Genomic DNA, 25,979 nt, shown 5'->3' with positions numbered 1-25,979 from the left:
GCCTTCGAACCCCGGTGACTACACCCCCCGGATCATGATGACTGGGGGCATCAATCATGCCGGGGTCCTCAGGCCAGCGACCCCTTCAATCCTGACGGATGGTGGGGCTAATTAAAAGGTAACGGGGCTTTGTTTGGTCCAGTGCGCACCTACTTCGCGTCGGTCGGCAGCGGCACGTTCTGCAGGCGCAGCTGACCACGGGCGAGTACCTTCTCTGTCGCGGAATCGGCGATGACGACATCCCGCAGCTGCTGGCTGCGGACCTGGTGGAGCGCCTCGGCGGTGACCGTGACCCGGGCCGCCGAGGTCGGGCGAAGGAAGTCCGTGGCGTTGTGGACTCCGACAGCGAACTCACCGCGCTCTGCCACGGCATGGCTCGCTCCGATGCTGCCGGCGCTTTCGACGATGGAGGTGTAGACGCCGCCGTGGACGACGCCCCACGGAGTGTGGTGGTGCTCGTCGAGGTCGGCGTGACCGCGCACCGAGGTGGTGCTGACCTCTTCGACGATAAGTCCGGTCGCCGCGACAAACCGGCTCGAGCCCTCCAGGGAGACATCGGGCAGTGCCGACTTCTGCAGCGTGGATTCCTGCTGTGCGGACGGGGCCCGGTCGGTCATCGTATCTCCTGAGGTCGGTGATGTGTTGTCCTCGCCAGACTACATTTCCCGAACCGCAGTCGGGTGTCCGCCCTCCGGGCAGCTCAAACCTTGACGCAGATCGCGTCCGCTCGGTCAGTCCGCTCTTACGCGAAGAGCGCGAGACCGAACACGACGAAGATGATGAGATGAGCGGCCCCCTGGACAGCCGTGACCTTCTTGGCGGAAAAACCGATGACAGAGACCAGCAGGGTGATCGCCAGCAGCGCCAGGTTGATCGGTGACTCGGCGAGCACGATCGGCTGATCGGTGAGCATGCCGATGACCAGCACCGTCGGAATCGTCAGCCCCACCGTGGAGACCTGTGCTCCATGGCAGAGGTTGCTCACGCGCTGGATCTCCCCGTTCCACGCCGCGCGCAGAGACGTGAGCGTCTCCGGCAGGAACACGATCATCGCAATGACCACCCCTGACAAAGCAACAGGAGCGCCGAGGCGGCCCAGGCCGTCATCGAGGAGCGTGGCCATGTCATGGGAGAGCAGCACAATTGGCAGCACCATGGCGACGAGGAGAAACAGCCGAACGACGATCTCCACGCGGTGGGTCGAGAGGATCTCGACGATTCCCTGAGGTGCGTCGTCGGCCTGGTCGGCTGCCTCGGTGGGGGAGGACTGCGTCGTTCCTGCAGTCGATGAGGCACCTGACGAAGCAGTCCCGACGGGGGCCACCTCGATGAATTCGTGGGCCTGCGGGCCCATCTGTCGGTAGAGGAAGAGCACGTAGGCACCGACGGTGACCACGATGATCGGGATCTCCTGCCGGATCTCGTAGGCCCCATCGGGGGTGCCGATCAGGGCGGGCACGGCGAATGCGAGGGCGGCGAACACGACGATCATGACCAGGTAGTTCGAGACACCGGTGCGGTTGTGGGTGAGTGCGCCGTGGCGCAGTCCGCCGACGAGCAGGCAGAGGCCGATGACAGCGTTGAGAATGATCATCGACACCGCCATCACCGAATCGCGGGCGATCGTCGCGTGGTCGCCGGGACCCAGCAGGACCGCGGCGATGAGAATGACCTCGATGAGGCAGATCGAGATCGTCAGCACGAGCGAGCCGTAGGGATCGCCGAGGCGGTTCGCTAAGTGTTCGGCCTCGGTGACGACTCCGAAAGCGCAGATGAGGATGACCGCGATGATGACCACGAGTGCGGTCACGAGCAGCGGCAGGGGGACCGGCTGCGCAAGCAGGGAGCTCGTGAATTGCAGGGCGATGAACACGCCCCAGCCGAGGAGGAGTCGCAGGATTGCGGTCGGCGTGATGATGGTGCGGAGGGCGGCGGTCATGAGAGGTCTTCCTGTCTCTGAGGCCGTCCTCATCGTGAGTCTCACTCAGCCGGGTCGTCCCGGTTGGTACCTGCCGCTGTCAGGTTATCCAGGGGCGTCTTGCCCGGCAAATCCGGTGGTCTGGGGCACCGGCCGCAACGGCACAGTTTGAGTTGGATAGCCCATGTTTGAAACGGTGCTATTCAACTCAACCAGTGCCGTTTTGGCCGGGTGCGGTCACTTCAAGAAGGGCTGGCGCTTGAGAACCCGAAATCAGAACCCGTAGGCGGCGTCCCGCTCCTCCCGGATCGAGGCAAACGTGCGGGTGAGCACGATCGTGTCCTCGACGAGGCGGTCGAGTCGCTGGAGTACGTCGTGGCTGACGATCTCGCCCCGGTGAAGGTCGCTGCCCTCGACGAACACATACGGCTGGACTACCTGTGCCTTCATATAGCTGAGGATCGGCAGCAGGTGCTGGGCCGGAATGAGATAGTGCTTCGACGAACCGGCCGTGGCTATGACGCCGACGACCTTGTCGAGGAAGGCGCTCGTCGGCAGCAGATCGAAGACGTTCTTCAGCGCCGCCGGGATCGACGCCTGGAAGATCGGGGTGCCGATGATCATCGCATCAGCGGCCATGAGCTCCTTGGCCACCCGACCGGTGTCACCGGTGTACTCGGTGAAGTTCCGCCCGTCGGCGAAGATCATGTCCACCTCGGCGAGGTCGATGACGCTCACGTCGATGGTGGGGTCGTAGGCGGCGACCGCCTCGGCGAGGTGATCGATCACGGTCCGGGTCTTCGTTCCGACGTTCGACCCGGACAGCAGAACCAGCTTCATGACAGGGCCTCCTCGGCGGAGTCGAAAGCGGAGCCAGCGGAACCGGCAGGGCCGGATGCGGGACCGGCGGATTCGGAGACAGAATCCGCAGGCGCGGTGGCGGTGTACTTCTTCACGGCGGGCAGGATCTCGGTGCCGATGATCTCGATCTGCTTCATCACCTCCGCGTACGGCATCCCGCCGAAGTCGACCTGCGCGAGGTAGCGCTGATGACCGAAGACCTCATGCTGGTGGAGGATCTTCTCGATGATCTGCTGCGGGCTGCCGATGTTCGCGATGGACGCCGGGTCGACGCTCTGCGCGAAGTGCTGCTTGGGCATGCCCTGTCCGTTCGTGCGCTTCATCCCCTCGTTGATGTGCGGATACATTCCCCGCAGCGCCTCCTGCGAAGTCTCCGCCGCGTGGAAGAATCCGGCCGTGGCGATCGGCAGGGTCGCCGGATCGAATCCGGCATGAGCGGCCGCGCGACGGTAGGCATCGACGGTGCCCTTGAACACCGAGGTGGTCCCGCCGAGGTGCGCCATGACCATGGGAACCCCGGCCAGTCCTGCCTTCACCGCGCTCGCCGGCGCTCCGCCGACGGCACGCCAGATGCGCAGCGCCTGCCCGGTGGGGCGGGGGAGGACCTCGGCATCGTTGAGCGGTGTCCGGAACTGACCGGACCAGGTCACTCGCTTCTCGCGGTTGATTGTCAGCAGCAGATCGAGCTTCTCCTCATACAGCTCTTCGTAGTCGCGCAGGTCGTAGCCGAGGAGTTCGAACAGGCCGACCCGGGAGGCGCGACCGGCGACGAGTTCGGCGCGGCCGCCGGAGATGAGGTCGATCGTCGCGAAGTTCTCGAACACGCGGACCGGGTCCGAGGTCGACAGGATCGTCGAGGAGCTGCCGATCCGGATGGTGTCCGTGGCTTGGGCGATCGCGCCGAGGATGACGGCATGGGCCTGCGAGGCGAAGAACTCCTGATGGCTCTCGCCGAGGCTGACGAAGTCGAGTCCGGCTGCCTCCGCGGTTTGGGCATAGCCGATGAATTCGTGGATGCGCTGTCCTGCGTCGACGCGTGATCCGTCGTGCGGATCAGGCAGATGATCGCCGAGGCTGTAGATGCCGAACTGCAGTCCCTGACCTCGGTCGAGGCCGAATTCATGCATATAGTTCGGCTGCTGTGACGGCTGGGCTCCAGCCGTTCCGGAATGCTGCGACGGGGTGGTGTGCAGCTGCGCGGACTCGCTCAAGGTGTCTCCTCGTGACGGCGACGAAAATGTCATTTGCCATGTCAACTGAGAAGGTGATGAGATTATTCCCGGTTGCTCCCGCCGCGCTTCCGGCTGGTGTCGTAGAGCTTCTTCATCAGTGCGTGCAGCTGCACCTTCTCGTCCTCGCTCAATGACTCGTCGAAGAGAGATGACTGCTGTTCCAGCTGCGAGGGAAAAGCACGCTCGAGGAGTTCGCGGCCCTTGTCCGTCAGCGAGATGTGTTTGGTCTTCCAGTCCTGTTCGCGGGAGATGAGCCCTTCGGCCTCGAGTCGGGCGAGCATGCGGGAGATCCCGCCGCTGCTGACGGTCAGGCCCTCGGCGAGAGCGGACTGCGTGATCGGTTCGAAGTTGCGGATATGGGCAAGAGCCTCGAACTGTGCGACGGTGAGTCCGAACTGACGCAGGTGTTCGTTGGAGAGCTGGTTGCTGTTCTGGACGAAGCGGGCCATGCGCAGCCAGATGAGCGTGCTCAGGTCGAGGTCGTCCATCGTGACTCCTTCTGCTTGCGTTGGCTGCGAGCTGTGTTTGTCGGCTGCGTGGATCACCGCAAGCGGCCATCCCGGCTTGCCTTCACATTACCTGCGCTGTGCGTGATGGGGCGCGCACGCCTGCGTAGCCTGGAACGCAAATGGTGGTCACGTTCGGAGGCCTCCCGGTGGAGGAAAGTGTCCGAACGTGACCACCATTTGACCGAGGTGGGAAGCTTCGAGCCAGCGGCTCAGGCATCGGCAGTCACGGCGCGAGAGGCGCTCGAGCGCTTGCGTCCCTTGCCTGCTTTGCGGGCGAAGAGGACGCGGTCGACGCTCAGACGGCCAGGACCTGCGGCGGCAATCAGCAGGGCGCCGGCGGCCAGTGCCGCAACGAGTTCCCAGCCTCCCTGATCGACGAACGGGGTCGGGGTGAGGTGGACGATGATCAGGGCACCGATGACATCGGCCGCCAGCAGGAATCCGACAAGGGGAGTGAGCGCGCCGAGGATGAGCAGCGCTCCGCCGATGAGCTCGATGAACGTGGCAGCCGGGGCCGCGATATCGGCCATCGGCACTCCCATCTGTGCAAACGAATCACTGGTTCCCGGGATAGTCCACTCGTTGAACTTCTGCCACCCGTGGGCGATGAAGATCGCGCCGAGGCCGATCCGGGCGATGAGGGTGATGATGTCGCGGGCAGAGGTCGGCAGTCCGGTCGTTGCGTACACGGTGATCTCCAAAATTGGTTGAAATTGCAATCACACGGTATGTGCCGAACATGGCAAGACGCTGAATTCCCTCAGCCCGGGCGTGGTCATTGCTCTGGCCATCCCCGACCGGAGTGGGACAATGGAGGCAAAGACTGTGCCTCGCGGGTGAGCGCAGAGACCGCGAGCAGGCGCACGCACCTGATGCGCTGCCCACGGGCGCAATTGGAATTGAACTGGGAAGAGGGCAAATAGGTGAGCGGAGAGAACGGCGAACTCCTCGGAGCGGGACGCAAGGCTGCGGTCATCATCGCCTCCACCTCGGCGGCCAGGGGAGAGGCCACGGACACGACGGGACCGATCCTCGTCGATTGGCTGCGCGGCCGCGGTTATGAGACTCCCGATGCCATCGTCGTCCGCGACGGAGAACCTGTCGGCGACGCACTCACGCAACTCCTCGTCGACACCCCTGAAGCCGACCGCCCTCGCGTCATCGTCACCAGCGGCGGTACCGGGCTCGCCCCTGATGATCGCACTCCGGAGTTCACTGCCGAACTCCTCGAACGCCAGTCCCCGGGCCTCATCTATGCGATGTGGCGCAAGGGCCTCGAATCAACATCCTCGGCGGTGATGAGCCGCGGAGTCGCGGGAGTGCGTGGACGCAGCTTCGTCATCAACTTCCCCGGTTCGAGGGGTGGGGTCAAGGACGGAATCACCGTCATCGACGACCTCCTCGAACACATCCAGACCTCCGTCGAGGACACCACCGACCACGGTCCTCGAGTCTGAGAGAGGAACGAGAACATGCAGATGCGCAAGGCCGTGCGAGCCCGGGTGTATAAGTTCGACGCCACCGGTGAGATCTCCGCCGGCCCGGATTCCCTGGCAGGGGAGGAGCCGCTGGAGATCCAGCTGGGCGGTGAGCCGTACACCGTGACCATGCGCACCGCCGGGCACGACGTGGAACTCATCGCCGGCTATCTGCTCTCCGAGGCGGTCGTGACCTCGATGGACGATATCGAAGAGGTCAACTTCTCCGCCGGACTCGCCCCCGACGGCAGCCGGAACTACAACGTGGCCCAGGTGCGCCTGGCTCCTGGGATCTGGAATCCGGAGACGGCGCCTGCCCGCAACGTCTACACCTCATCCTCGTGTGGAATCTGTGGAACCGCGGCCGCCGATGCCGTGACGAAGACCTCCGCGTTCCCTCTCATCCCCGCTTCCTTTCATGTCGAGGACCAGGGGGAGTACGAGTTCCCGCAGCTGCTCTCCGCGGCTCGGATCGGTGAGCTGCCCGATCGACTGCGGCAGACGCAGGAGATCTTCGACAAGACCGGCGGAGTCCATGCCGCTGCGCTCTTCGCCGTCGGTGACGATCCGAACGCAGAACCCGAACTGCTCGTCGGTCGTGAGGACGTCGGCCGGCACAATGCCGTCGACAAGGTCATCGGCTGGGCCATGGCCAACCGTGGCCTGCCGCTGCGGTCGACCATCCTGCAGGTGTCCGCGCGGGCATCGTTCGAGCTCGTCCAGAAGTGCGCGATGGCCGGCATCCCGATGATGTCCGCCGTCAGCGCCCCCTCGGCGATGGCCGTCGACTACGGCAAGGACGTCGGCGTGAGCGTCATCGGCTTCAACCGCAAGGGCAAGTTCAACGCGTACTCGTACCCCGAGCGCGTGGCCTGACCTCGCCGAAGCGATTGCCTGTAAGAAGGGCTTGTCCCGTCCCAGTTGGAGCTCTTTGCCAGTCGCGTTGACTCGGCACGCAAGGCTTCGTCGCCCGACTTAGAAATATTGTGTGCGATCAATGCTTCCGAAGAATTCTCGCTGCCCCATGCGAGTGTTCCAGATCCGAATTCCCTTAAGGCTGGGTCGAATCTCCTTGCTGCGCCTGTATTCGTCTTTAGCGAACCATGAAGCCGTCTCCACTCTGGCCTGTCCGTAGTGGAGTACTTCGTCGATAGCGTGAGAAAGATCCGTATCTTGAGTGCAGAGGATGACGAGGTCAATGTCATCTTCAAGGGAGCGCCTCACAAGACCCAATGCACACAGTACGTCTACGCCCTTTTCCTCACGCTTGGCAATGAGGAAATTTCCCTGTCCATCGGTGGCCCTGGTGCCATCATCCGCATATTTGTAGGTGTATTTAAGAGGGCGGTGAGTAACGTGAATCGATGGGTCCCGCTCCCACTGCGATTTATGGGCAAGGTTTCGACCATAGAAATCTGGGTCGTGTTTGGCGTTGGGAAGACCTCGATAGACGTCGACTTCTGTGAGAACAGCTTCTGACCGGTCCCTGATGATGGAGTTTCGCCGCTGTATGAGGTTCTTGGCGTACTGGCCTGGATGAATGAGCGATTCGTGAGGAGGTCGGTACCTGTCGAATAGGCCATGCGCGGTCAAGTGCAGATTTTGGTAGTCGATGACGATGGCGGTTCGCAGCTGCGACATTGCGGCTCCTGGATGTAAAAAAGCCTCGCCAGTCCCGGAGGACGGCGAGGAGCTATGTCGATGAGTATTGCACGAAGGTTTCAAAGTGTAAAGCGGTGGGAGAAATTGCCAACGACGGCGGCCGTTCATAACGATCCACCAAGTGCGCATCGTCGAGAGGCGTGGGGGATATCGATCTCTCGGTCTACTCGCCGAGGCGCCCCCGTCGTTCCAGTGCTAGATTCGCTGGCAGGGACATCAATGCCGATTCCGCCCGGGCCGACTTCGAAACTGCGGCCCCTTCCGCCCACCCCTTGACCATCGCGCAGGCGCGCACCGAATGGGACGTGCAGACGGCCTTCCTCGACTCCTGCTCATACGGTCCGCCGCCTCGGCGCGGGTGGGAGGCGATGCAGCGATCCCTCGACCAATAGCGGGTCGGCAGCGTGCCGTGGCCGCGGTGGGCGGAATCGGTCGACTCCAGCCGCGAACTCTTCGGCCGCCTCGTCGGTGTTCCCGCAGATCAGGTGGCCACCGGGGCGGCCGTGTCCCAGCTGCTCGCCCCGATCGCCACGGCACTTCCCGACGGCGCGGGGGTCCTCATCCCCGACATCGAATTCACCTCCGGCGTCTACCCATTCGCCGTCCACGCCGACCGCGGCGTGCGGGTGCGCACCGCGCCGCTTGACACCCTCGCCGAGGCGGTCGACGCGTCCACGACGCTCGTGTCCTTCTCCGCTGCGCAGTCCGCGACCGGCGAGGTCGCCGATCTTCCGGCGGTCACCCGTGCCGCCCGAGAGGTCGGGGCGCTCACCGTCCTCGACGGGACCCAAGCGGCCGGATGGCTGCCGATCAGCGCCGCCGACGTCGACTTCCTCGCCGTCGCCGCCTACAAATGGCTGTGCGCCCCTCGCGGGACGGCGTTCCTCACGATGCCGTCGCAGTTGGCAGCCGCACACGATGACCAAACGCACCGCGCTGAGTTCTTCGACCGACTCAAGCCTCTGGCGGCAGGCTGGTTCGCAGCCCGGGGGAGCGGCCAGCTACGGGATGCCGATGCATCTGGCCGACGGTGCCCGCGCCTTCGACATCTCACCGGCCCGGCACTCGTGGGTCGGCACGGCGCCCGCGCTCGAGCTGCTGCTCGACGTCGGCGTCGACCGGATCCACACTCACGATTTCGCCTTGGCCAAGCGTTTCAGAACCGGGCTCGGCCTAGAGGAGGCGAACTCCGCGATCGTCTCGATCGACCTCGACATCGCTAACCGGTTCTGGCCCGGTGCACCCGACCGACTCGACGAAGCCGGAGTGAGGTACTCGCAGGCCGGAGGGAACATGCGCTTCGGGTTCCACCTCTTCAACGACGAGGCCGATGTCGATGTGGCGCTCAACGCTGTGACAGATTACGCGCCTGCCTGACGGGGTGCCGTCCGAGGCCCGAGCGGTCACGATCGGCTGATGAGAACTCAGAGCGATTCGAGGATGCTTACGAGCCTGCCCGCAGTTGCCTCGAGCTCCCGTGCCTGTGCCAGTAGCTTCTTGTGTTCGCGCTGCAGGGTCGCCATCGTCACCGGCGCGAACCGCGGGCTGGGGAAGCAGTTCGCCACTCAACTGCTCGAGCGAGGTGCCGGAGAAGTGTATGCGGCCGCGCGCCGTCCAGAGCTGGTCGACCTGCCCGGGGCTGAGGTCATTCGCCTCGATGTCACCGACCAGCAGCAGGTCGACGACGCGGCTCACGCGGTCGGCCACGCAGACATCGTCATCAACAACGCAGGATTCTCCTCCTTCGCCCGCCTCATCGACGGAGAGATGAGCGACATCAGCCGGGAGATGGAGGTCAACTATTTCGGTACCCTGCGGATGATCAGAGCCTTCGCACCGACCATGCGAAACCGCGGCGGAGGGGCTTTTCTCAACGTCTCCTCCGTCATGGCCTGGCTGGGTTACGAGCACTCGAACTCCTATGGCGCGTCCAAGGCGGCGAACTGGGCGATGTCGAACGGACTGCGGGAGGAGCTGGCGGGGACGGGCATTCAGGTCACCTCCGTACTGCTCGGAAGCACCGACACCGACATGATGGCAGGGATCGACGTTCCCAAGAATCGCCCCGAAGAACTCGCTGCCACCGTTCTTGACTAGTTCGAAAGAGGGGTGAATGAGATCCTGGCTGACGACGCGGCGCAAGGGCTGAAATCCGGACTGTCCGACGATCGCGGAAGCTTCGCCGGCTGAAGCGGTCGCTCAGCCGTCTCCCGGCCGGTCGGTCTCCGAACCTTCGCGGACCACCCAGCTCTGATGGACGAGGTTGAAGCACGGCAGGTCGTCCCGCACCCCGACCTGTCCCGACGCTGAACCCCGACGTCTCCCGACGCTGAGCCCCGAACCCTCAGCAATTCGATAACACGGCCATAACGATCGTCCGGCGTCTCTCCGGCGGCGGGCAGCCATCCGGCCCCGCCGACCGACGCAGGGCGGCCATTGTGAAATATCTGCAACATTCAACAATTTCTTCATGTGGCGATCGGAGCGCGAACTCGAGGCTACTCTCACTCTCGGTGCCTTTTCCGTGCCGACGGAACGGGCGCGACCGACAGATACAGGCGCATGCCGACCGCAGCACGCGGCGATGCCGACGACAAGATGGAGTGACGATGACCTACACGCTGCAGGCCGTTGAGAACTCGGATGAGAAGGCCAACCTGGTCAGGCGCCTCCGGAACGGGGCGCTCATCATCATCTTCGCCTCCGTGCTGAGTGGACTGCTGGCCTGGAACGAACCGCACCCGGTGGCGGTGGCGCTCGCCGTCCTCGTCGGAGGCGCCGGCATCCTCGCCATCGACATCGCCTTGGCCTACCGGTCCTTGGTGCGCCGGTCGAAAGGCTGAGTCGGACCCGCGCCCGTTCTGCCCCCGTAGTGCCGTGCCACCGCGGTTGCATCGCCGCACCTGAGACACCCCACCACCCGCCGTCCGCCTCCGGCTAGCATGCTGAGTTGACGCATGCCGGCGACAGGAGATGAGCAATGGCCGACCACGGCCGGAACCCGGACCAGAAGACCCCGGGCATCGGTCTGCTCGCCGTCCTCCTCGGCGCCGTCGCCGCCGGGCCCATCATGCTCTACGGCCTCAGCGCCACGAGCGATTCGATCATCGCCGAGCTCGGCATCTCCGAAGCCCACTTCGGTCTGCTCGCCACCACCTGCTTCGGCGCCGCCGCGATCGGCAACGCCACCCTGGGCCGCCTCGCCGACCGGCATTCCGACCTCTCGCTCATGGCGTTCATCTTCGTCCTCGCCGCACTCGCCCTTCTGCTCGTGGCCGTGCCCGACGGATTCTGGCTGCTGCTGGTGGCCGCCGCCCTGTCCGGCATCGCCCAATCCTTTCCCAACGGAGTGACCAACCGGATCCTCCTCGAACGCGTCCCCGACACCAAACGCATCGGCTGGGTCGGCATCAAACAGTCCGGGGTTCAGGTCAGCCAGCTCGTCGCCAGCCTTGCCTTCCCCGTCCTCGCGCTCGGCATCGGCTGGCGCGGCGCCGCGCTCACCGTTGCGATCATCCCGCTCATCCTGCTCGCGCTGACCTGGTATTCCCTGCGCACCACCCCGCTGCTGACAGCTCCGAAAACCTCGACCGACACCACCCTTGAACCCGAAACCGACACCCCCGCCGAGGCGGCCGACCCCACCCCTGGCACCATCCCAACCGACACGACCGACACCCCCGCCGAGGCGGCCCACCGTGACCCCGAGCCGGGACCTGACCGTCCGGCCAGGCACCCCGGCATGGTGTGGGCCCTGGCGCTGTTCGGGCTCATCAACGGCATCGGTGTGCAGGCGACGAACGTGTACATACCGCTCTTCGCCGTCCGCGAGATGGGCTTCTCCCTCGTCCTCGGCGGCGCCACGGCCGCACTGGCCGGCGTCATCGGCGTCATCGCCCGAGTCACCTGGGCAAGGCGCATGGCCAAGGGCGCTTCGGGCCCCGCCTGCTGCTGGTCCTGGCCTTCATCGCACTGGGCGGAGCGGTGCTGTTCCTCACCGCCGACGCGGCCGGGTGGGCTCTGCTCGTCTGGGTGGCCGTGGCCTTCCACGGCATCTCCGCGCTCGGCGTCTCGGTGGTGCTCATGGCCGCGCTCATGCGGGCGATCCCGGCATCGTCGATGGTCTCGGCCAGCGGCATGGTCACGGCCGGAATGTTCTTCGGCTTCGCCTTGGGCCCGCTGCTCATGGGAATCATCGTCGGCTCACCCGGCGGCTTCGTCCTCGGCTGGATCACCGTCGGCATCACCTACCTGCTGTGCGTCGTGCTCGCCTGCGTGCTCATCCGCGTGAGTGCGCAGAGAGCGTAGCCCTGGGCGCACGGCTCGTCCCACGTGCGGATCGACGACGTTCCGAACTCGGAGCGCGAGAGCGCCAGCGGCAGCCGATCTGTAGATAATGAGAATCATTGTTCGTATTGCTGGTGTGACTCGACGGCATCGGGCCGAGGTGGGCTGCTTCTCGGCCAGGCCGGCCGGCGGGTGCGCGGCGTTGTCAGTGAAGCGGCCGATGAGGGGATGTCATGGATGCAGCGGAATTCTGGGCGGTCGGCGACTATTCGGTCGTCGGGGATCTGTGGTCGCAGCCCGGCGAGGATCTCGCGGATGCGCTCGAGCCTGCCGGGGCCGACGTCATCGACCTTGCCACCGGAACCGGTGTGACGGCGATCGCCATGGCAGACAGGGGTGCTCGATCCGTGACCGGCGTCGACATCACCGCGTCTCTGCTCGACGAGGCCAGGCGACGGGCGCTCGCCGCCGGTCACGACCTCACCTTCGTGCGGTCCGATATGAGTTCCACGCCGCTTCCGACCGCCTCGGCGGACATCGTCAGTTCGACGGTCGGACTCGTCTTCGCCGATGATCCTCAGGTCGCCTTGGCAGAAGCGCGACGATTGACTCGCCCCGGAGGTGTGGTCGCACTCACCAGCTGGGCGGGCGGCGGTTTCTTTGACAGGATCCGCAAGGCCCTCGCCCCGTACTTCCCCGAGGCGGGAACGCCGTGGCATGAGGAACCGGAGACCATCCGGGGAGTGGTCGGTGCCGATGCCGAAGTCGAGGAGCGGACGTTCACGATGGCAGTGCCGTCCCCCGAGGGCTTCGTCGACCTCACGCAGCGGCACAGTGCCCCGATCGTCGTCGGTGCCCGCGCTATCGGCTCACGATGGTCGGAGGCGCGAAGGGCTCTCATCGACGTGGCCGAGTCCGGCGGAGCGTGGGACGGTGAGATCTGGCGCATTCCGGTCGACTACCACCTCATCACGATCCGCGTCTGAGGGATCCGCATCCGCGTCTGAGGCTTCCGCGTGGAGGGCGCTGCCGACGGCGTCCGGGATGTGCGGAGTCGCTGTGGATCAGCGGCGGACGAACGGCATCACTTGTGCTCAGTGTTCGTCGTAGTGATCGCCGTGCACCGCATGGCGGCTGAGCGTCACGATTCGTCCGCAGTATACGTGTGCATGCGCATGCCTTCGCTGTTGAAGATGCTCAGCGCCTGGGCCGGGCGAGTGCCTGCCGCAGAGATGCTGTGGGGCAGGCGGGTGTCGAACTCCGCGGCTTCGCCGCGCGAAAGGACGAGGTCCTGATCGCCGAGGAGCAGCCGCAGCTTCCCCGAGAGTATGTAGAGCCATTCGAAGCCGTCGTGGACTCTGGGTTCCGGCGGTTCGGCGACCGGAGGGTAGGTGATCTTATAGGTGGCGACAAGGGACCCTTCGGGGGCGAGAGGGGTGATGATCATCCCGTTCCGGCGCACGGAATTCCGCCGCACTCGGGGGTCCGGGGCGGACGGGGTCACGAGCCCGTCGATGCTGACGCCGAGCTGACGCGTCAGGGGGACGAGGAGTTCGAGGCTGGCTTGACGCTTGCCCGACTCCAGCCTTGAAAGGGTGCTCGGGGACATTCCGGCGCGGGACGCCAGCGCCTCGAGGGTCCATCCGCGGCTTGACCGCAGCTCGCGCAGTCGCGGGCCGATGTGCTTGAGCTCCTCGTTCATTTCGTCCTCCCTACCTGCCCGGTCGGGCTGTGGTCTCCGTCCTGAGCCGCCTGAGACGGAGCCGGGCCGGTTTCGGCGTCAATTTTTGCTGATTGTGCATGAAAGTTTGCGCATCCGCAAGTGAGCGACTGGACTGGAGGCATGAATGAGAGAGTCAGAGATCAGGAATGGGATGTCGTCATCGCCGGAGGCGGTGTCGCCGGTCTCTCGGCGGCACTGACATTGGGCAGGGCTCGCAGGCGTGTGCTCGTGATCGATTCGGGCCGGCCTCGCAATCGGTTCGCCGACCATATGCACGGGATGCTCGGAGGCGATGGTGCCGAACCGACCGAGCTGCTGCGGCGCGGCCGGGAGGAGCTGGGGGCCTATGATGTGACGATCCGCGAGGGCACGGTCATCGACGTCGAGGACCGCGAGCGAAGCCTCGGAGTGACGATCTCGGGCGGCGAAACGTTGGAGACGCGGTCCCTCATCGCTGCCAGCGGCCTCAGTGACGAACTCCCGCCTGTGCCGGGGCTGCCCGAGCGGTGGGGGCGGGATGTCCTGCACTGCCCGTACTGCCACGGCTGGGGGGTTCGCGGACAGCGCCTCGCCGTGCTCGGAACCTCGCCGATGTCCCCGCACCAGGCCGAGCTGATCCGACAGTGGAGCGACGACCTGGTCTTCCTCACCGCCGGCTGCGGTCCGCTTGAGCCGGAGGTCGCCGCCCGCCTGCGATCGCGTGGTGTCAAGCTCGTCGACTCGCCCGTGGTCGAAGTCCTGGCCGTGGGCGATCGACTCACCGGAGTCCGGCTCGACGACGGCAGCACACACGAGCTCGACGCCGTCTTCACCGCCCCGTCCTCCCGTCCCCATGACGACTACCTCGAAGGGATGGAACTCGCACGCGATGAGACCCCGATGGGCAGCTTCATCTCCGTCGATCCTGCAGGACGGACGAGTCATCCGCGCATCTGGGCGATCGGCAACATCGTCAACCCTCCCGCGAACGTTCCCATCTCGATCGGTGCCGGATCGATGACGGCAGGCATGGTCAACATGGCGCTGGTGACCGAGGAATTCGATCGGGCAGTCGGCGCAGACGAAAGCGAGGAGGCCACAGCCGCTGAGGGGCCCGATGGGACCGCAGTCGCCGAGGAGGAATCGGCCCGACAGCACTGGGAGAGCCAGTATTCCGGAAGTGCCGCCCGTTGGTCGGGGCGGGTCAACTCGACCATGGCCGCGGTGGTCTCAAGGCTGCCGGGCGAGTCGGTGGGCGAGGCACTCGACCTCGGGTGCGGCGAAGGGGCCGACGCCGTCTGGCTGGCCGATCGCGGGTGGCGGGTGACCGCCGTCGACATCTCCGAGTCAGCCATTGAGCGGGGAGCCGAACTCGCGCGGGAGGCCGGCGTATCGGATGCGATCGGGTGGATCACGGCGGATCTGTCGGACTGGGCGACCGAAGCGGAGTACGACCTCGTCACTGCCTCGTTCTTCCACTCCGAGGTCGAGCTGCCGCGGACCGAGATACTCCGACGTGCTGCCGGTCGGGTGCGTCCGGGCGGTCGCCTGGTCATCGTCTCCCATGTCTTCGAGGGCCCCGAGGACATCCCGGCTTGGTCGCTGCGGTATCACGGGGTGAGTGACCCGAATGATCCCGCGCTTGAAAAGGTGTTCTCTCTGCTGCTCAAGCCTGCCGAGGAACTCGCCGCCTTGGCGCTCGACGGAGTCGACTGGGAAGTCGAACGCCAAGAGATCTGCCCTCGTGAGGCCGTGGGGCCGGATGGGCAGGAGACTGCGACGGTCAAGGACGGACTGCTGGTTCTGCGGCGGCGAGAGAGCCGCTGAGCGCGTCCGCGGCCGAGTCCGCTGGTTCGGCGTCGCCGAGGCGAACCGATCAGCCGCGGACTCCTCGACGAGTAATCAATCCTCCTCCACAACGCGGTCGGTGGCCAGCAGGGTTCGATCGCCTGCCTTAACCGTGCCCAGGCCGTCGGGGGTGAACGCCCCCGGCACCGCGACCACACCCGAGCCGTCGGCCGGGTAGCCGCGGGCAAGACTGCCGGTCATGGCGTTGTGGACCCGCAGTGTGCCCTCCTCGCGCAGATAGATCAGTCCTCCGACCGCCGCCTCGAGTTCGACCGACTGCGGCACCGAGACCGGCAGTTCGTTCTTACCCGTGTCGTCGATGACCGTCAGCCCCTGCTTGCCGAGCGTGACGATGGCCCCGGTGTTCGCATCCTGGGCGGCCCCGCGGGCATCGTCATCGAGCAGGTCCCCGGTCTCACGGTCGAACGCCGGTCCCGCGCCGTCGCCGGTGTCGAGGTGGACGACCCCGTCGCCGGTGCTCGCGCCCGCGGCGGGCGCGAGTTCATCGACGGTCCAGTCGTTGTCGGCCAGTGAATGCTCCCACACACTGGAACCGTCCTCGACGGCGATCAGCTTCCCGTCGGTAACGTCGAGGAACATTCCTCGATACTCGCCGAGGCGGCGCGCCGAATCCGTGTCCCCGTGGTTCGGCTCTGTGCTCGGTTCCGGCACCTCATCCCCGGTGGCCGGATCGAGGGCCACCGCCTCGGTGAGGTCTGCGTCGACAGGGGCGAAGACCGTGCCCGGTCCGCGCATGGGACCGGGCACGTCGACGGGTCCCCACTCCTGCTCGCCGGTTTCGAGGTCGTAGGCGCTCGCGGTGACGTCCTCGTCGCAGTCGGTCGACGAGTCGGAATCGGTGAGCACGGCCAGCGGAGTGCCGTCGGCATCGACGCTGACGGTGAATCCGGTGCATCCGCTCGGCCGTTTCGCCTGCCACAGTGTGGACCCGTGGACGTCGACGGCGGAGAAGTCGAGAGTCTCGTCGCCGGTGCTCGCAGAGAGGAAGACCTCACCGAGGTGCTTGGGCGGCAGATCCCACCCGGGCTCGACGAGCTCGAGAGGTTCGATGATCAGCGGCAGCTGCAGATCGGAGGCGTCGACAGCGTCGAGTTCGGTCGTGACCTGCTCCGGCGTCCGGTCGAAGTCCTCGGGGGCCTGGGAGCAGCCCGCGAGGGCGAAGACGCCGATGAGCGGTCCGGCGAGGGCGGAGAGGAGTCTGCGGGTGCGCATGGTTCAGTGCTTCGCCCTCGGTGCCTGCGACGGCTTCGCCGAGTCCTCCGCCGCGGCAGCGATTCGCCGGGCGCGGCGTCGCTCATGGCGGAACCACAGGACGATCGCGAGCACCGCCAGCACGCAGACGACGATGATGTCGGTCGTCGTCGACGACCACGAGCTCACCCATTCCTGCGCATGGGCCAAAGCGGTCGTGGGCACCAGCGACGGTGCCGAGACGAGGCCGTTGGTCATCCAGAACACGATGCCGACGGCGATCATCAGGACACCTGTGACCATCGACATGATCGGCAGCCTGCGACCGAGGAAAGAGACCGAACCTCCGCGCAGGACCGAACGGGTCCGGGTGCCCACGCGGGTCCACAGTGCCGCGATGATGAACAGCGGCACGACCATCCCGGCCCCGTAGACGGCGAGCATGATGCCGCCGAGGACGAAGCTGCCCTTCGTCGCGGCCAGGGTGAGCACCGCGCCGAGGATGGGCCCGGCGCAGACCCCGGCGATCCCGCTCGTGGCGCCGAGGAGGAAGGTCTTCGTCCACCCGGTCGCCTGCGCGGAGCGCTGCCGGGCGGCATCGGCTCCCGGCAGCATCTTGGCCGGGTCGAAGCCGAAGCCGAAGAACTGGACGATGCCGAGGACGATGAGGATCGCCGAGGCGACGAGGACGATCGCGCCGCGGTGGGAGGTGAACAGAGCCCCGAGCGTGCCGGCGCCCATGCCCAAGGGGATGAGCACGAGCAGCATGCCCACATAGAAGATGAGGCCGTGGAGGATCAGGCGCGAACCCGCCCCGACGGTGGAGCCGAAGAAGGCCGGCAACAGGAGCGCGGCACAGGGGCTGAGCAGAGCGAGGATTCCGCCGATGAAGGCGCTGATCAGGCTGATGTCCATCAGTTCTGTCCTTTCTTCGCCGCCTCGACGGCATAGACGAAGACGTCCGTGGGCTGGGCCCCGACGTACGGCTGCCCATCGAGGATGAACGTCGGGGTGGAGAACGCACCGAGGTCGGTGCCCATGGCGGCATTGTCCGCGACCGCCGCGGCGGTTTCTTCGGAGTTCATGTCCGCGGTGAATTGTTCGGTGTCGAGTCCGATCTGCTCGGCCACCGCGGTCAGGGCTTCGGGCGTGAGCTCGTCGGGGGAGCGGGGCTCGCCGCCGGCGAACAGGGCATTGTGGAATTCCCAGTGCTTGTCCTGCAGGGCCGCGGCATAGGCGGCCTTCGCCGCCTGTTCGGACGCGGAGCCGAACACATTGACCTCGCGCCATTCGATGCGCAGATCCCCGGAGTCGACGTAGTCGAGCATCTTCGGCAACGTGTCCTGCGACCAGGCGGCGCAGTAGGGGCACTGGTAGTCGGAGAAGACTACGAGCTTGACGGGCGCGTCGACGGGACCGTCGGACATCGGATCCGATTCTTCTCCGGAGTCGACGTCGCCGAGGTCGGACTGCTCGGGGTCGGCGACCTCGGTGACGATGACCTCGGATTCAGGGCCGGCACCACCGGCCGCGGGCGTCGACTCTTCCTCGCCGCTGCGGTCGATGACGAGGATCATGAGCACGAGTGCCACGGCGATGGCGCCCACCGTGGCGGGGATCCACCAGCGGTACTGCGGGCGCGGTGCCGCATGTTTGGCCATGCTCTCACTCCTAGTTTACTAAGATGCTTAGTAAACTATAGTTCATCGGTCTCGCGCGCCGAAAGCTGCGGATCGTCAACCGCCGGCATCGACGGCCGTTCAATTCTTCGCTGATCGGTCCACGGGCGGGATGAGCAGGGGACTTCCGGGATCGCCGACGAGTCGGGCGCCGGAGTCGGCGATGTGGTGCGGTGCGCCGAAGTCTTCGTGCTCGGGCAGCTCCTCGGTGGTATCGAGGATGCGCCCGTCGTCGGCCGACCTCGTCTGCGTGCCCGCGTCGGCCGCGTCACCTCCGGCGCCTGCTTCGGTGACGACGAGGCCGGCCCCGACGGCGGAGAGCCCGGCACCTCCGTCCAACGGTGCATCCCAACGCTTCGTCCCGTCGAGGCCGAAACCGTGCAACTTCGAGTCACTGGTCACCAGAGTGCGGCTGTGCGAATCGAAGCCGGCGCCGTCGATGCCGGAGGCGATGGTGTCTCCCGAACGCAGGTCGATCAGAGTGCGCTGCCCGCCGCCGCTGCCGAGGAGTGCGTGGGAGCCGCCGACGGTCTCCCAGGGTGTCTCGCGAGCCTCGGCGGCCGTGAGCCCGAGGTCCGCGACGGGACGAGTCCACAGTCGACGACCCTCGACATCCTTGCCGATGAGCTCCTTGCCGTCTGCGAGGACGAGATGACCGTCGAGGAGCGCGAGGATCCGCGGTGAGTCGTCGTCCTCGACGGCCAGTTCTGCTCCGCTGGCGGGATCGAGGGCGGTGCGAGGGCCGCCGGCGCCGATGAAGTCTTCCGGCGGGCCGGCGAAGACGAGCCCGCTGCCGAGCAGTGGTCCGGGCACCTCGACGGGCCCCCAGAGATTCTCGCCGGTGTGGAGATCGAAGCCCGATGCCGTCGTCTTGAGCGAGCCGCTCGATCCGGACTGCTGGTCCATGAGTACGGCCACCGGCCCGTCTGCGGAGTCGGTGACGAGGAACCCGGAGCACACACGCGGACGCTGGGCCGACCACAGGATCGTGCCGTCCGAATCGACGGCGCGGAATTCGAGATCGGACTCGGCCTCGTGCAGCGACAGGAAGACGTCGTCGGCTTCCTGCGCGGCCACGTCCCAGCCGGGGTCGATGGCCCCGGCCCCGCTCTCCGCGGCACTCGTGGTCCCCGAGCCGTTCGTCTCTGCCGGCCGGAGTGTCTCGGCCGGCGAGTGCACCGGCCGGGGGGCGGCCGATTCGCTGTCCGCGTCGATGCTCGAGCAGGCGGTCAGCGAGCCCAGGGCGAGCAGGCAGGCGGGCAGGATCATGGCGGCTGCCGCGCGGCGTTTCATGTCTCAGCTCTCGGCTCGGGCGAGCGCCTCATCGACTGCGTCGGTGAACTGCTGGGTCGGCTGTGCGCCGAGCAGCGGTTTGCCGCCGATGATGAAGGCCGGTGTGCTCGAAACGCCGATCGACTGCCCTTCGGAGGCGACGGTGTCGAACTGCTCGTGGGCCTCGGTCGAATTCATATCCTGTTTGAACTGCATCGGATCGAGGCCGAGGTCCTCGCCGAGGCTGACGAGTGAGTCGTCGTCGAGCTGGGACTTCGGGCGGTGCTTGCCGCCTTCGAACAAGGCGTTGTGATAGTCCCAGTACTCATCCTGCTTGCCTGCGGCGAAGACGGCGCGCGCGGCCCGCTCGGACTCCTCGCCGAAGACGGCGAGATCGCGCATCTCGATGCGCAGATCCCCGGAGTCGACGTAGTCCATCATGGCCGGCAGGGTGTCCTCGTTCCATGTGGCGCAGTAGGGGCACTGGTAGTCGGAGTACATGACGAGAGTGACCGGAGCGTCGACGTCACCGACCGCATTCGCCTCGTCAGGATCCCTGTGCTCGACGAAGGACAGGTCGACGTCTTCTTCGGCGGAGCCGTTCTGCGAACTCGAGCTCTCTTCTTGGGCATCGGCATCTGAGCCGCCTTGGTTGGCGATGACGATGCCGATGACCACGGTGGCGAGGATGATGACGGTCAGAGGGACGAGCCAGAACATGGGGCCGCGTTCGGTGCGAAGCACAGAAGCCTCCTGAGGGTGAAGTCGGTGGAGTGTGACCGGGTCGATGCCGATGTTTACTATGAAGCATAGTATACTAATGTGCATAGTAGACTCGTATCGGTTGCCGCATCGGAAGAGAGGCCTCATGCTCGTCAATGCTGTCAAGGACGCCTGCCGGGGCCTCCTGCTCTGGGACCGCAGGCGCATCGCTTCGGCGGTTGCCGCGGCCGCGGGGTCCGCTGTGGTCATCGGCCTCGCGACAGTGCTCATTCCCAACTCCCTCTTCGCCCGCGATATCCCGCCTGTGTGGTGGGACTACCCGGTGTGGATCCTCACTGCGGTGCTGCTCGGAATGCTCATCGCCACCTATGTTCGCAGCCCGGGAACCGCTTCCGAGGGACGTTCGGGCAGTGTTGATGCCGCCTCCGAGAGACGGACGGGTGTTCTCGGCGGCGTGGGCGGAGTGCTCGGATGGTTCGCCGTCGGATGCCCGGTGTGCAACAAGATCGCGCTGCTCGCCCTGGGCTACACTGGCGCCTTGACCTACTTCGCGCCCCTCCAGCCGATCCTGGCCGCGGCTTCGGTCGCCCTCCTGCTGGTGGCTGTGATCATCCGCCTCAAAGGCCAGTACTCGTGCCCGCTTCCCTCGCCCGAAAGGAGCGTCCGCTCATGACTAACGATGACGATCGGGGCGGGGGCTCCTCGCCGATTCGCCTCGGCGCCCTCGAGAAGCAGGTGATGGGACTGCTGTGGGACCATGAGCCGCTCACGGTTCGGCAGATCATCGAACTCTCGGAGGCCGAGCCCGCGTACACGACCATCGCCACAGTGCTGACGAACCTCGAGCGCAAGGGGCTCGTCAGTCGCGAGCGTCGCGGCCGCTCGGTCCTCCACGCTCCGGTCGTCAGCCGCGAGCAGCACACGGCGCGGACGATGCAGGCGGCCCTGATCGACGGCGGGGATCGCGCGGCGTCGATCCTCCACTTCGTCGAGGGTATAGATGCCGCCGACATCCGACTGCTGCGCGACTACCTCGACGCGAAGGATGTCGCCGAATGAGCCTGCTGATCGGCGGAGCATGCGTCGCTGCGCTCGCCTTCGTCCTTGCTTGGGCCGGGCCCGCCCTCGTTCGTTCAGCCGCGCCGGTCCTCATGCGCGTCCCGCGCTTGGCGGTGTTCGCGCTCCTCTCCCTGCCGATGTTGTCCTGGGCTGTGGTGTCCGCTCTCAGCCTCATGGCGGCTTGGCTGCTCAAAGGCCCCGATGTGCTGCCGATGCCCATCGGTGATGTGTGCCAGCGCTGCCTCATTGCGGCGAACCCGTTCGGCGGTGCTCAGATCGACACGCTCATCCCCGTCGTTCTCTTCCTCCTCCTGCCTCTGCTCGTCACCCTCGGATTCCTCATCCGCGGTGGGTTTCTGGCCAGACGGCGGCACCGCGAGAACGCTGCGACGGCTCGAATCCTCGGCCGGGAGGCCATCGACGTCGAGCTGGCAGGACGGACCGTCAGGATGATCAGCGGCCACCGGCATCTGGCCTTCTCCCTGCCGCGCAGGTACGGGGGAGTGGTGCTGTCTGAGCATCTGTGTTCGGCGCTGGAACCCGGCGAGCTGACGGCAGTGCTCGAACACGAGAGGGCTCATGTCGACCAGGGTCATCACGGGATCATGGCTCTGGTGGAGACCTTCGTGCGGCCGCTGCGGTTCATCCCGCTCTTCGCTGAGGTTGCAGCTTCCGTCCCGCTCTACCTCGAGATCGCGGCCGATGATCGTGCGCGAAAGGTCGCAGGCACTCCCGCGCTCGCCAGTGCCCTGCTCAAGATCGGCCCGCAGGTGAGGGAGGGCGGTCACCTCGGCGGTTCTCATGCGCTGAATATCGCCGGGCCTGACCGGGTCCGACAGCTCGTCGCTCCCGTGAAGATGTCGCCGGGGCTGCTTCCGACGGCGGCTCTGAGCAGCGCACTGACCGCTTTCTGCGTCCTCTTCTCTTCGGTCATCGCCACGTACATCGGCGTACTGCTCGCCGGCTGCACCCTGCCCTGAGGGCTGCGGCTTCGGGCGGATCAGTCTGGCTGCGGGTGATCTTCCCCGTGTCGGCCGCCCGGCCTACAATAGAACGCATGTACGAAAATGAGGGTGTCGGGTCGGACGGTGAGTCGGAGTACCAGCCTCCGGCGTGGATGATCCGCTATCGAAACTTCAAAACTCTGTGCTCCTATGTCTGCGGCGAGTTCATCCGCTTCTACCTCACCACCGGCTGCGATCAGATCAGCTACACGCATTCTCAGATCACCGAGGGTCTGCCGAACTATTCGTGCCGGCTGACGTCTGTCGACGAGGCGGTCCTGCTGCTGCCGCTCGATGACTGGGTCGAACGTCTGGACGAGGTCATGCCGCTCGTGCGGGAGTGGTTGGGGGAGCATTCGGATCTCAAAGGGTGCAAGCCGGAGAAGTCGCACTACCAGGGCGACCGCTATTGGTTCAGTCGCTGGCAGGAGGCCAACCCGTGGTGATGGGCGACTCTGTGGTGACGGTGGCCCGTAGTCGGGCGCCTTGGACATCCGGTGGGCAGGTCGCAGTAGAATCCGGAACATGCGCAAACGTGTGATCGTGATCGTCATCGCGGCCTTGGCGGTACTGGGGTTGATCGCCACCATGCTGGGCGGCGTGCCTGCCTGAGTCGCTTCCCGGCCCGACAGAATCCGCGGTGCTGACACGACTCTGCAATGCTATGTTGAGCGGCATGGGAAGCAATGACGATCTCAACTCGCAGCAGTCAGACGTGCCGAGACAGAAGCCGACCGTGAAGACCTTTCACGACGACATCGGTGTGCTCAATCAGCTGAAGAAGCTCGAGTCGGAGGGCATACCGAAGACGGCCCTGCACGTCTTCGCCCACGATTCAGAAGGCGTCGACGAAGTGGTCGGAACCGGCGGCGGACTCCTGAAGGGTCTCGGAGAACTCGTGGCCGAGCGATACAACGAACGAGGCGACGAACTCAGGAACCGCTTTCAGCGGTACGGCTTCGACTCCGATGAAATAGAGAAGTTCGAAAGTGATCTCGACAACGGAGCGATTCTGCTTGTGATCGACGACCCCGATCTCCGTGCGCATTGTAGAGGCAATCGTCGGGCACCGTAAGGGGCTGGTCGCGGACGTCGACGTTTGGGACGCTGGAGTCTCGGTTCGGCAGAGGTCGCGGAGCGGAGACGATTGCTGCTCCGCAGAGCACCGTGACGAACCTCGAGGAAAGGAGAAGCCGTGACCGCGAAATTCAACACCACGAACCCGGCGACCGGAGAGGTCCTCAAGGAATTTCCCACAGCCAGCGACGAGGAGATCTCCGCCGTCATCGACGCCTCCGACGCGGCCTTCCAGACATGGCGGACGACCGATGTCCGGGAACGTTCTGCACCGCTCGCCCGAGCGGCGGATCTCATGGACGAGCGCAGGTGGGACCTCGCTGAGCTCCTCACACTCGAAATGGGCAAACTGCGCGCCGAGGCCGAAGCAGAGGTCGAACTGGCAGCGAGGATTCTGCGCTACTACTCCGAAGAGGGACCCCTGCTGCTCTCCGACGAGGTGCTCGCGCCGTCCAGCGGAGGCAGCGCCGTGATGAAGTGCGAGCCCATCGGCCCGATCCTCGGCGTGATGCCGTGGAACTTCCCCTACTATCAGGTCGCCCGACTCGCCGCACCGAACCTCGTGGCGGGCAACACCATCATCCTCAAACACGCATCGAACTGTCCGCAGTCGGCTCTGGCCTTCGAACAGGTCATGAACGATGCGCAGCTGCCGTCCGACTGCTATCGCAACGTCTTCGCCGACAACGACCAGATCCAGACGATCATCGCCGACGAACGGGTGCGAGGCGCATCGCTCACCGGCTCCGAAGGTGCCGGAGCAGCCGTGGCAGGCGGTGCGGGGAACAATCTCAAGAAGTCGATCCTCGAACTCGGCGGAAGCGACCCGTTCATCGTCCTCGATTCCGCGGATCTGGACGCGACCGTCACCGCCGCCGTGAAAGGGCGGATGACGAACTCCGGCCAGAGCTGCATCGCCTCCAAGCGCCTCATCGTGGTCGACGATCTCTATGACGAGTTCGTGGATCTGATGACGGCGAAGATGTCGCAGTTCGTCGCCGGGGACCCTGCAGACTCCGTCACCACGATGGCACCGCTGTCCTCCGAACAGGCCGCCCGAGACCTCATGGAGCAGGTCGAGGACGCGATCAATCACGGTGCGAAGGTCCACACCGGCGGGCATCGTGTCGACAGGCCGGGTGCCTTCGTCGAACCCACGGTGCTGACCGGGGTGACCGAACAGATGCGCGCCTACTCGGAGGAGCTGTTCGGCCCCGTCGCGGTCGTCTACTCGGTCGCAGACGAGGATGAAGCCGTCGCGCTCGCGAATGACTCGTCGTTCGGACTCGGCGGCACGGTTGTCAGCGACGACATCGAGAAGGCCCAACGCGTCGCTGACCGCATCGACACCGGAATGGTGTGGATCAACCAGGCCACCTGGACCGAACCCGACCTGCCCTTCGGGGGCACGAAGCGCTCCGGCGTCGGTCGGGAGCTCGGTGCAGAGGGTGTTCGCGAGTTCGTCAACAAGAAGCTCATCCGTACGCCCTGACACAGCAGACCGACAGTCGTCCGAGATACCGGAAGGAGACAGATGGATCTCAACATCCGCGACCGCAAGGCACTGGTGACGGGGGCGAGTTCGGGCATCGGGCTGGAGACGGCCCGTCAGCTCCTCGCTGAGGGGGCCGTCGTCGTGATGACCGGGCCCGAGCCCGACGAACTCAAAGCCGCAGTCGACGAACTCGCCGAATTCAAGGAGCGGATCTACGCCCACGACGCCGATATCGCCGATGACGATTCAGTCGACGAGCTCGCCGCGTCCGTCGCCGCCGACGTCGGCGACCTCGACATCCTCGTCAATGTCGCCGGCATCCACGGGGCCGGCGGGCTGTTCCATGAGATCAGCCAGGAGGGCTGGGACCGAACCATCGACGTCGACCTCATGGGACCGGTCCGTGTCACTCGGGCGTTCCTTCCGGGACTTCGCCGAGGCGGCTGGGGCCGTATCGTGTTCGTGTCCTCTGAAGACGCGGTGCAGCCCTATGACGACGAGCTGCCGTACTGTGCGGCCAAGGCCGGCATGCTCTCCTTGGCCAAGGGACTCTCGCGCACCTACGCCTCCGAAGGACTGCTGGTCAACACGGTCTCTCCGGCGTTCATCGCGACCCAGATGACCGACGAGATGATGAATGAGCGAGCCCAGCAGAAGGGAACGAGCTTCGATGAGGCCATAGCCTCCTTCCTGCGAGAAGAACGCCCGTTCATGGAACTCGGACGTCGCGGCCGACCGGAGGAAGTGGCCAAGGTCATCGCATTCCTCTGCTCGGACGCTGCGAGCTTCGTCAACGGTTCGAACTACCGCGTGGACGCTGGATCGGTGGCCACGATCTAGGGCATGTCTCCTTTATTGGCGGAGCCATGTCAGGATCGCGCTGATCACGACGGCCGCTCGATAGGTGATGGCGAGCTTGTCGTATCTCGTCGCTAACCCCCGCCATTGCTTGACGTAGGCA

28 protein-coding genes and 2 pseudogenes are annotated in these 25,979 nt (G+C 65.6%); 16 read left to right on the top strand and 14 right to left on the bottom strand.

Translation table 11 applies throughout. From position 1 onward, the window contains the following. Positions 1-149 precede the first annotated feature (149 nt). The 6 genes from BLIN9172_RS16710 to BLIN9172_RS16685 form a co-directional block, all read right to left on the bottom strand. Positions 150-617, bottom strand: a complete 468-nt coding sequence (locus BLIN9172_RS16710; protein WP_082018769.1) for a PaaI family thioesterase — start codon at positions 615-617, stop codon at positions 150-152. A 125-nt stretch (positions 618-742) separates the two neighbouring features. Next, positions 743-1,939, bottom strand: coding sequence for a calcium:cation antiporter (locus tag BLIN9172_RS16705; protein ID WP_101556051.1), 1,197 nt, complete (start codon positions 1,937-1,939; stop codon positions 743-745). 252 nt (positions 1,940-2,191) lie between these two features. Further along, entirely contained in the window at positions 2,192-2,758 is a 567-nt protein-coding gene (locus BLIN9172_RS16700) for an NADPH-dependent FMN reductase (RefSeq protein ID WP_101556050.1), read from the bottom strand. Further along, the gene (locus BLIN9172_RS16695) at positions 2,755-3,990 is read right to left on the bottom strand and encodes an LLM class flavin-dependent oxidoreductase (RefSeq protein ID WP_240812210.1); all 1,236 of its coding nucleotides are present in this window, start codon (positions 3,988-3,990) and stop codon (positions 2,755-2,757) included. Before BLIN9172_RS16695 ends, BLIN9172_RS16700 begins: the two co-directional genes overlap by 4 nt. Before the next feature lie 62 nt (positions 3,991-4,052). After that, the gene (locus tag BLIN9172_RS16690) at positions 4,053-4,499 is read right to left on the bottom strand and encodes a MarR family winged helix-turn-helix transcriptional regulator (RefSeq protein WP_101556049.1); all 447 of its coding nucleotides are present in this window, start codon (positions 4,497-4,499) and stop codon (positions 4,053-4,055) included. Positions 4,500-4,729: 230 nt separating this feature from the next. Then, positions 4,730-5,209: a DoxX family protein gene (locus BLIN9172_RS16685; RefSeq protein ID WP_101556048.1), complete on the bottom strand. Its 480-nt coding sequence runs from the start codon at positions 5,207-5,209 to the stop codon at positions 4,730-4,732. A gap of 234 nt (positions 5,210-5,443) precedes the next feature. Between BLIN9172_RS16685 and BLIN9172_RS16680 the strand changes: the two genes are divergently transcribed. Beyond that, positions 5,444-5,977 carry a MogA/MoaB family molybdenum cofactor biosynthesis protein gene (locus tag BLIN9172_RS16680; protein WP_101556047.1) on the top strand — a complete coding sequence of 178 codons (534 nt, stop codon included), beginning with the start codon at positions 5,444-5,446 and terminating at the stop codon, positions 5,975-5,977. 15 nt (positions 5,978-5,992) lie between these two features. Further along, on the top strand, positions 5,993-6,874 hold the full coding sequence (gene fdhD, locus BLIN9172_RS16675; protein ID WP_101556046.1) for a formate dehydrogenase accessory sulfurtransferase FdhD: 882 nt from the start codon (positions 5,993-5,995) through the stop codon (positions 6,872-6,874). Between the two features lie 99 nt (positions 6,875-6,973). On the opposite strand, the gene BLIN9172_RS17980 is transcribed toward fdhD, so the two are convergent. Continuing rightward, a complete protein-coding gene (locus BLIN9172_RS17980) occupies positions 6,974-7,639 on the bottom strand; it encodes a PIN domain-containing protein (RefSeq protein WP_164742836.1) in 666 nt (221 codons plus the stop codon). A gap of 425 nt (positions 7,640-8,064) precedes the next feature. Here BLIN9172_RS17980 and BLIN9172_RS18915 point away from each other — a divergent pair. The 6 genes and pseudogenes from BLIN9172_RS18915 to BLIN9172_RS16645 form a co-directional block, all read left to right on the top strand. Then, positions 8,065-8,508, top strand: a pseudogene (locus BLIN9172_RS18915) (aminotransferase class V-fold PLP-dependent enzyme); the annotation flags it as partial. Between the two features lie 70 nt (positions 8,509-8,578). Beyond that, a complete protein-coding gene (locus BLIN9172_RS18685; RefSeq protein ID WP_240812212.1) occupies positions 8,579-9,037 on the top strand; it encodes an aminotransferase class V-fold PLP-dependent enzyme in 459 nt (152 codons plus the stop codon). Between the two features lie 39 nt (positions 9,038-9,076). After that, entirely contained in the window at positions 9,077-9,757 is a 681-nt protein-coding gene (locus tag BLIN9172_RS16660; protein WP_205751079.1) for an SDR family NAD(P)-dependent oxidoreductase, read from the top strand. A gap of 512 nt (positions 9,758-10,269) precedes the next feature. After that, the gene (locus BLIN9172_RS16655) at positions 10,270-10,503 is read left to right on the top strand and encodes a hypothetical protein (protein ID WP_101556044.1); all 234 of its coding nucleotides are present in this window, start codon (positions 10,270-10,272) and stop codon (positions 10,501-10,503) included. 137 nt (positions 10,504-10,640) lie between these two features. Further along, positions 10,641-11,951 carry an MFS transporter gene (locus tag BLIN9172_RS16650; RefSeq protein ID WP_240812213.1) on the top strand — a complete coding sequence of 437 codons (1,311 nt, stop codon included), beginning with the start codon at positions 10,641-10,643 and terminating at the stop codon, positions 11,949-11,951. Between the two features lie 229 nt (positions 11,952-12,180). Beyond that, positions 12,181-12,933 (top strand): class I SAM-dependent methyltransferase, encoded by a 753-nt coding sequence (locus BLIN9172_RS16645; RefSeq protein WP_101556043.1) that lies wholly within the window; start codon positions 12,181-12,183, stop codon positions 12,931-12,933. A 155-nt stretch (positions 12,934-13,088) separates the two neighbouring features. On the opposite strand, the gene BLIN9172_RS16640 is transcribed toward BLIN9172_RS16645, so the two are convergent. Beyond that, positions 13,089-13,649 (bottom strand): helix-turn-helix domain-containing protein, encoded by a 561-nt coding sequence (locus BLIN9172_RS16640; RefSeq protein ID WP_101556042.1) that lies wholly within the window; start codon positions 13,647-13,649, stop codon positions 13,089-13,091. A 141-nt stretch (positions 13,650-13,790) separates the two neighbouring features. Between BLIN9172_RS16640 and BLIN9172_RS16635 the strand changes: the two genes are divergently transcribed. Further along, entirely contained in the window at positions 13,791-15,476 is a 1,686-nt protein-coding gene (locus BLIN9172_RS16635) for a bifunctional NAD(P)/FAD-dependent oxidoreductase/class I SAM-dependent methyltransferase (protein WP_101556041.1), read from the top strand. Positions 15,477-15,551: 75 nt separating this feature from the next. On the opposite strand, the gene BLIN9172_RS16630 is transcribed toward BLIN9172_RS16635, so the two are convergent. From BLIN9172_RS16630 to BLIN9172_RS16610, 5 genes are all read right to left on the bottom strand, one after another. Then, positions 15,552-16,730: a hypothetical protein gene (locus tag BLIN9172_RS16630; RefSeq protein WP_101556040.1), complete on the bottom strand. Its 1,179-nt coding sequence runs from the start codon at positions 16,728-16,730 to the stop codon at positions 15,552-15,554. A gap of 3 nt (positions 16,731-16,733) precedes the next feature. Continuing rightward, positions 16,734-17,624 (bottom strand): cytochrome c biogenesis CcdA family protein, encoded by an 891-nt coding sequence (locus BLIN9172_RS16625; RefSeq protein ID WP_101556039.1) that lies wholly within the window; start codon positions 17,622-17,624, stop codon positions 16,734-16,736. Further along, the gene (locus BLIN9172_RS16620) at positions 17,624-18,370 is read right to left on the bottom strand and encodes a DsbA family protein (protein WP_101556038.1); all 747 of its coding nucleotides are present in this window, start codon (positions 18,368-18,370) and stop codon (positions 17,624-17,626) included. Before BLIN9172_RS16620 ends, BLIN9172_RS16625 begins: the two co-directional genes overlap by 1 nt. A 99-nt stretch (positions 18,371-18,469) precedes the next feature. Then, a complete protein-coding gene (locus BLIN9172_RS16615; protein WP_101556037.1) occupies positions 18,470-19,681 on the bottom strand; it encodes a hypothetical protein in 1,212 nt (403 codons plus the stop codon). Positions 19,682-19,684: 3 nt separating this feature from the next. Further along, a complete protein-coding gene (locus BLIN9172_RS16610; protein ID WP_170286957.1) occupies positions 19,685-20,404 on the bottom strand; it encodes a DsbA family protein in 720 nt (239 codons plus the stop codon). A gap of 124 nt (positions 20,405-20,528) precedes the next feature. Here BLIN9172_RS16610 and BLIN9172_RS16605 point away from each other — a divergent pair, with 124 nt between their 5' ends. The 7 genes from BLIN9172_RS16605 to BLIN9172_RS16575 all read left to right on the top strand — a co-directional run bounded on the left by BLIN9172_RS16605 (position 20,529) and on the right by BLIN9172_RS16575 (position 25,858). Beyond that, positions 20,529-21,056 (top strand): hypothetical protein, encoded by a 528-nt coding sequence (locus tag BLIN9172_RS16605; protein WP_101556052.1) that lies wholly within the window; start codon positions 20,529-20,531, stop codon positions 21,054-21,056. Further along, on the top strand, positions 21,053-21,442 hold the full coding sequence (locus BLIN9172_RS16600) for a BlaI/MecI/CopY family transcriptional regulator (RefSeq protein WP_101556035.1): 390 nt from the start codon (positions 21,053-21,055) through the stop codon (positions 21,440-21,442). The genes BLIN9172_RS16605 and BLIN9172_RS16600 overlap by 4 nt, the downstream gene beginning before the upstream one ends. Further along, a complete protein-coding gene (locus BLIN9172_RS16595) occupies positions 21,439-22,422 on the top strand; it encodes a M56 family metallopeptidase (RefSeq protein ID WP_101556034.1) in 984 nt (327 codons plus the stop codon). The genes BLIN9172_RS16600 and BLIN9172_RS16595 overlap by 4 nt, the downstream gene beginning before the upstream one ends. A 77-nt stretch (positions 22,423-22,499) precedes the next feature. After that, a complete protein-coding gene (locus BLIN9172_RS16590) occupies positions 22,500-22,892 on the top strand; it encodes a hypothetical protein (RefSeq protein WP_101556033.1) in 393 nt (130 codons plus the stop codon). Positions 22,893-23,122: 230 nt separating this feature from the next. Next, positions 23,123-23,521, top strand: a complete 399-nt coding sequence (locus tag BLIN9172_RS16585) for a general stress protein (protein ID WP_170286958.1) — start codon at positions 23,123-23,125, stop codon at positions 23,519-23,521. A gap of 120 nt (positions 23,522-23,641) precedes the next feature. Further along, complete coding sequence (locus BLIN9172_RS16580; RefSeq protein ID WP_101556031.1) at positions 23,642-25,015, top strand: NAD-dependent succinate-semialdehyde dehydrogenase; 1,374 nt, start codon at positions 23,642-23,644, stop codon at positions 25,013-25,015. Positions 25,016-25,057: 42 nt separating this feature from the next. Then, positions 25,058-25,858 (top strand): SDR family NAD(P)-dependent oxidoreductase, encoded by an 801-nt coding sequence (locus tag BLIN9172_RS16575; RefSeq protein ID WP_101556030.1) that lies wholly within the window; start codon positions 25,058-25,060, stop codon positions 25,856-25,858. 12 nt (positions 25,859-25,870) lie between these two features. Here the strand turns inward: BLIN9172_RS16575 and BLIN9172_RS18680 are convergent. Then, positions 25,871-25,979 (bottom strand): annotated as a pseudogene (locus BLIN9172_RS18680) (IS5/IS1182 family transposase); the annotation flags it as partial.

The sequence above is a fragment of the Brevibacterium linens ATCC 9172 genome (assembly GCF_900169165.1).
Lineage (GTDB): Bacteria > Actinomycetota > Actinomycetes > Actinomycetales > Brevibacteriaceae > Brevibacterium > Brevibacterium linens.
This window is presented reverse-complemented; position numbering and strand designations above follow the sequence as displayed.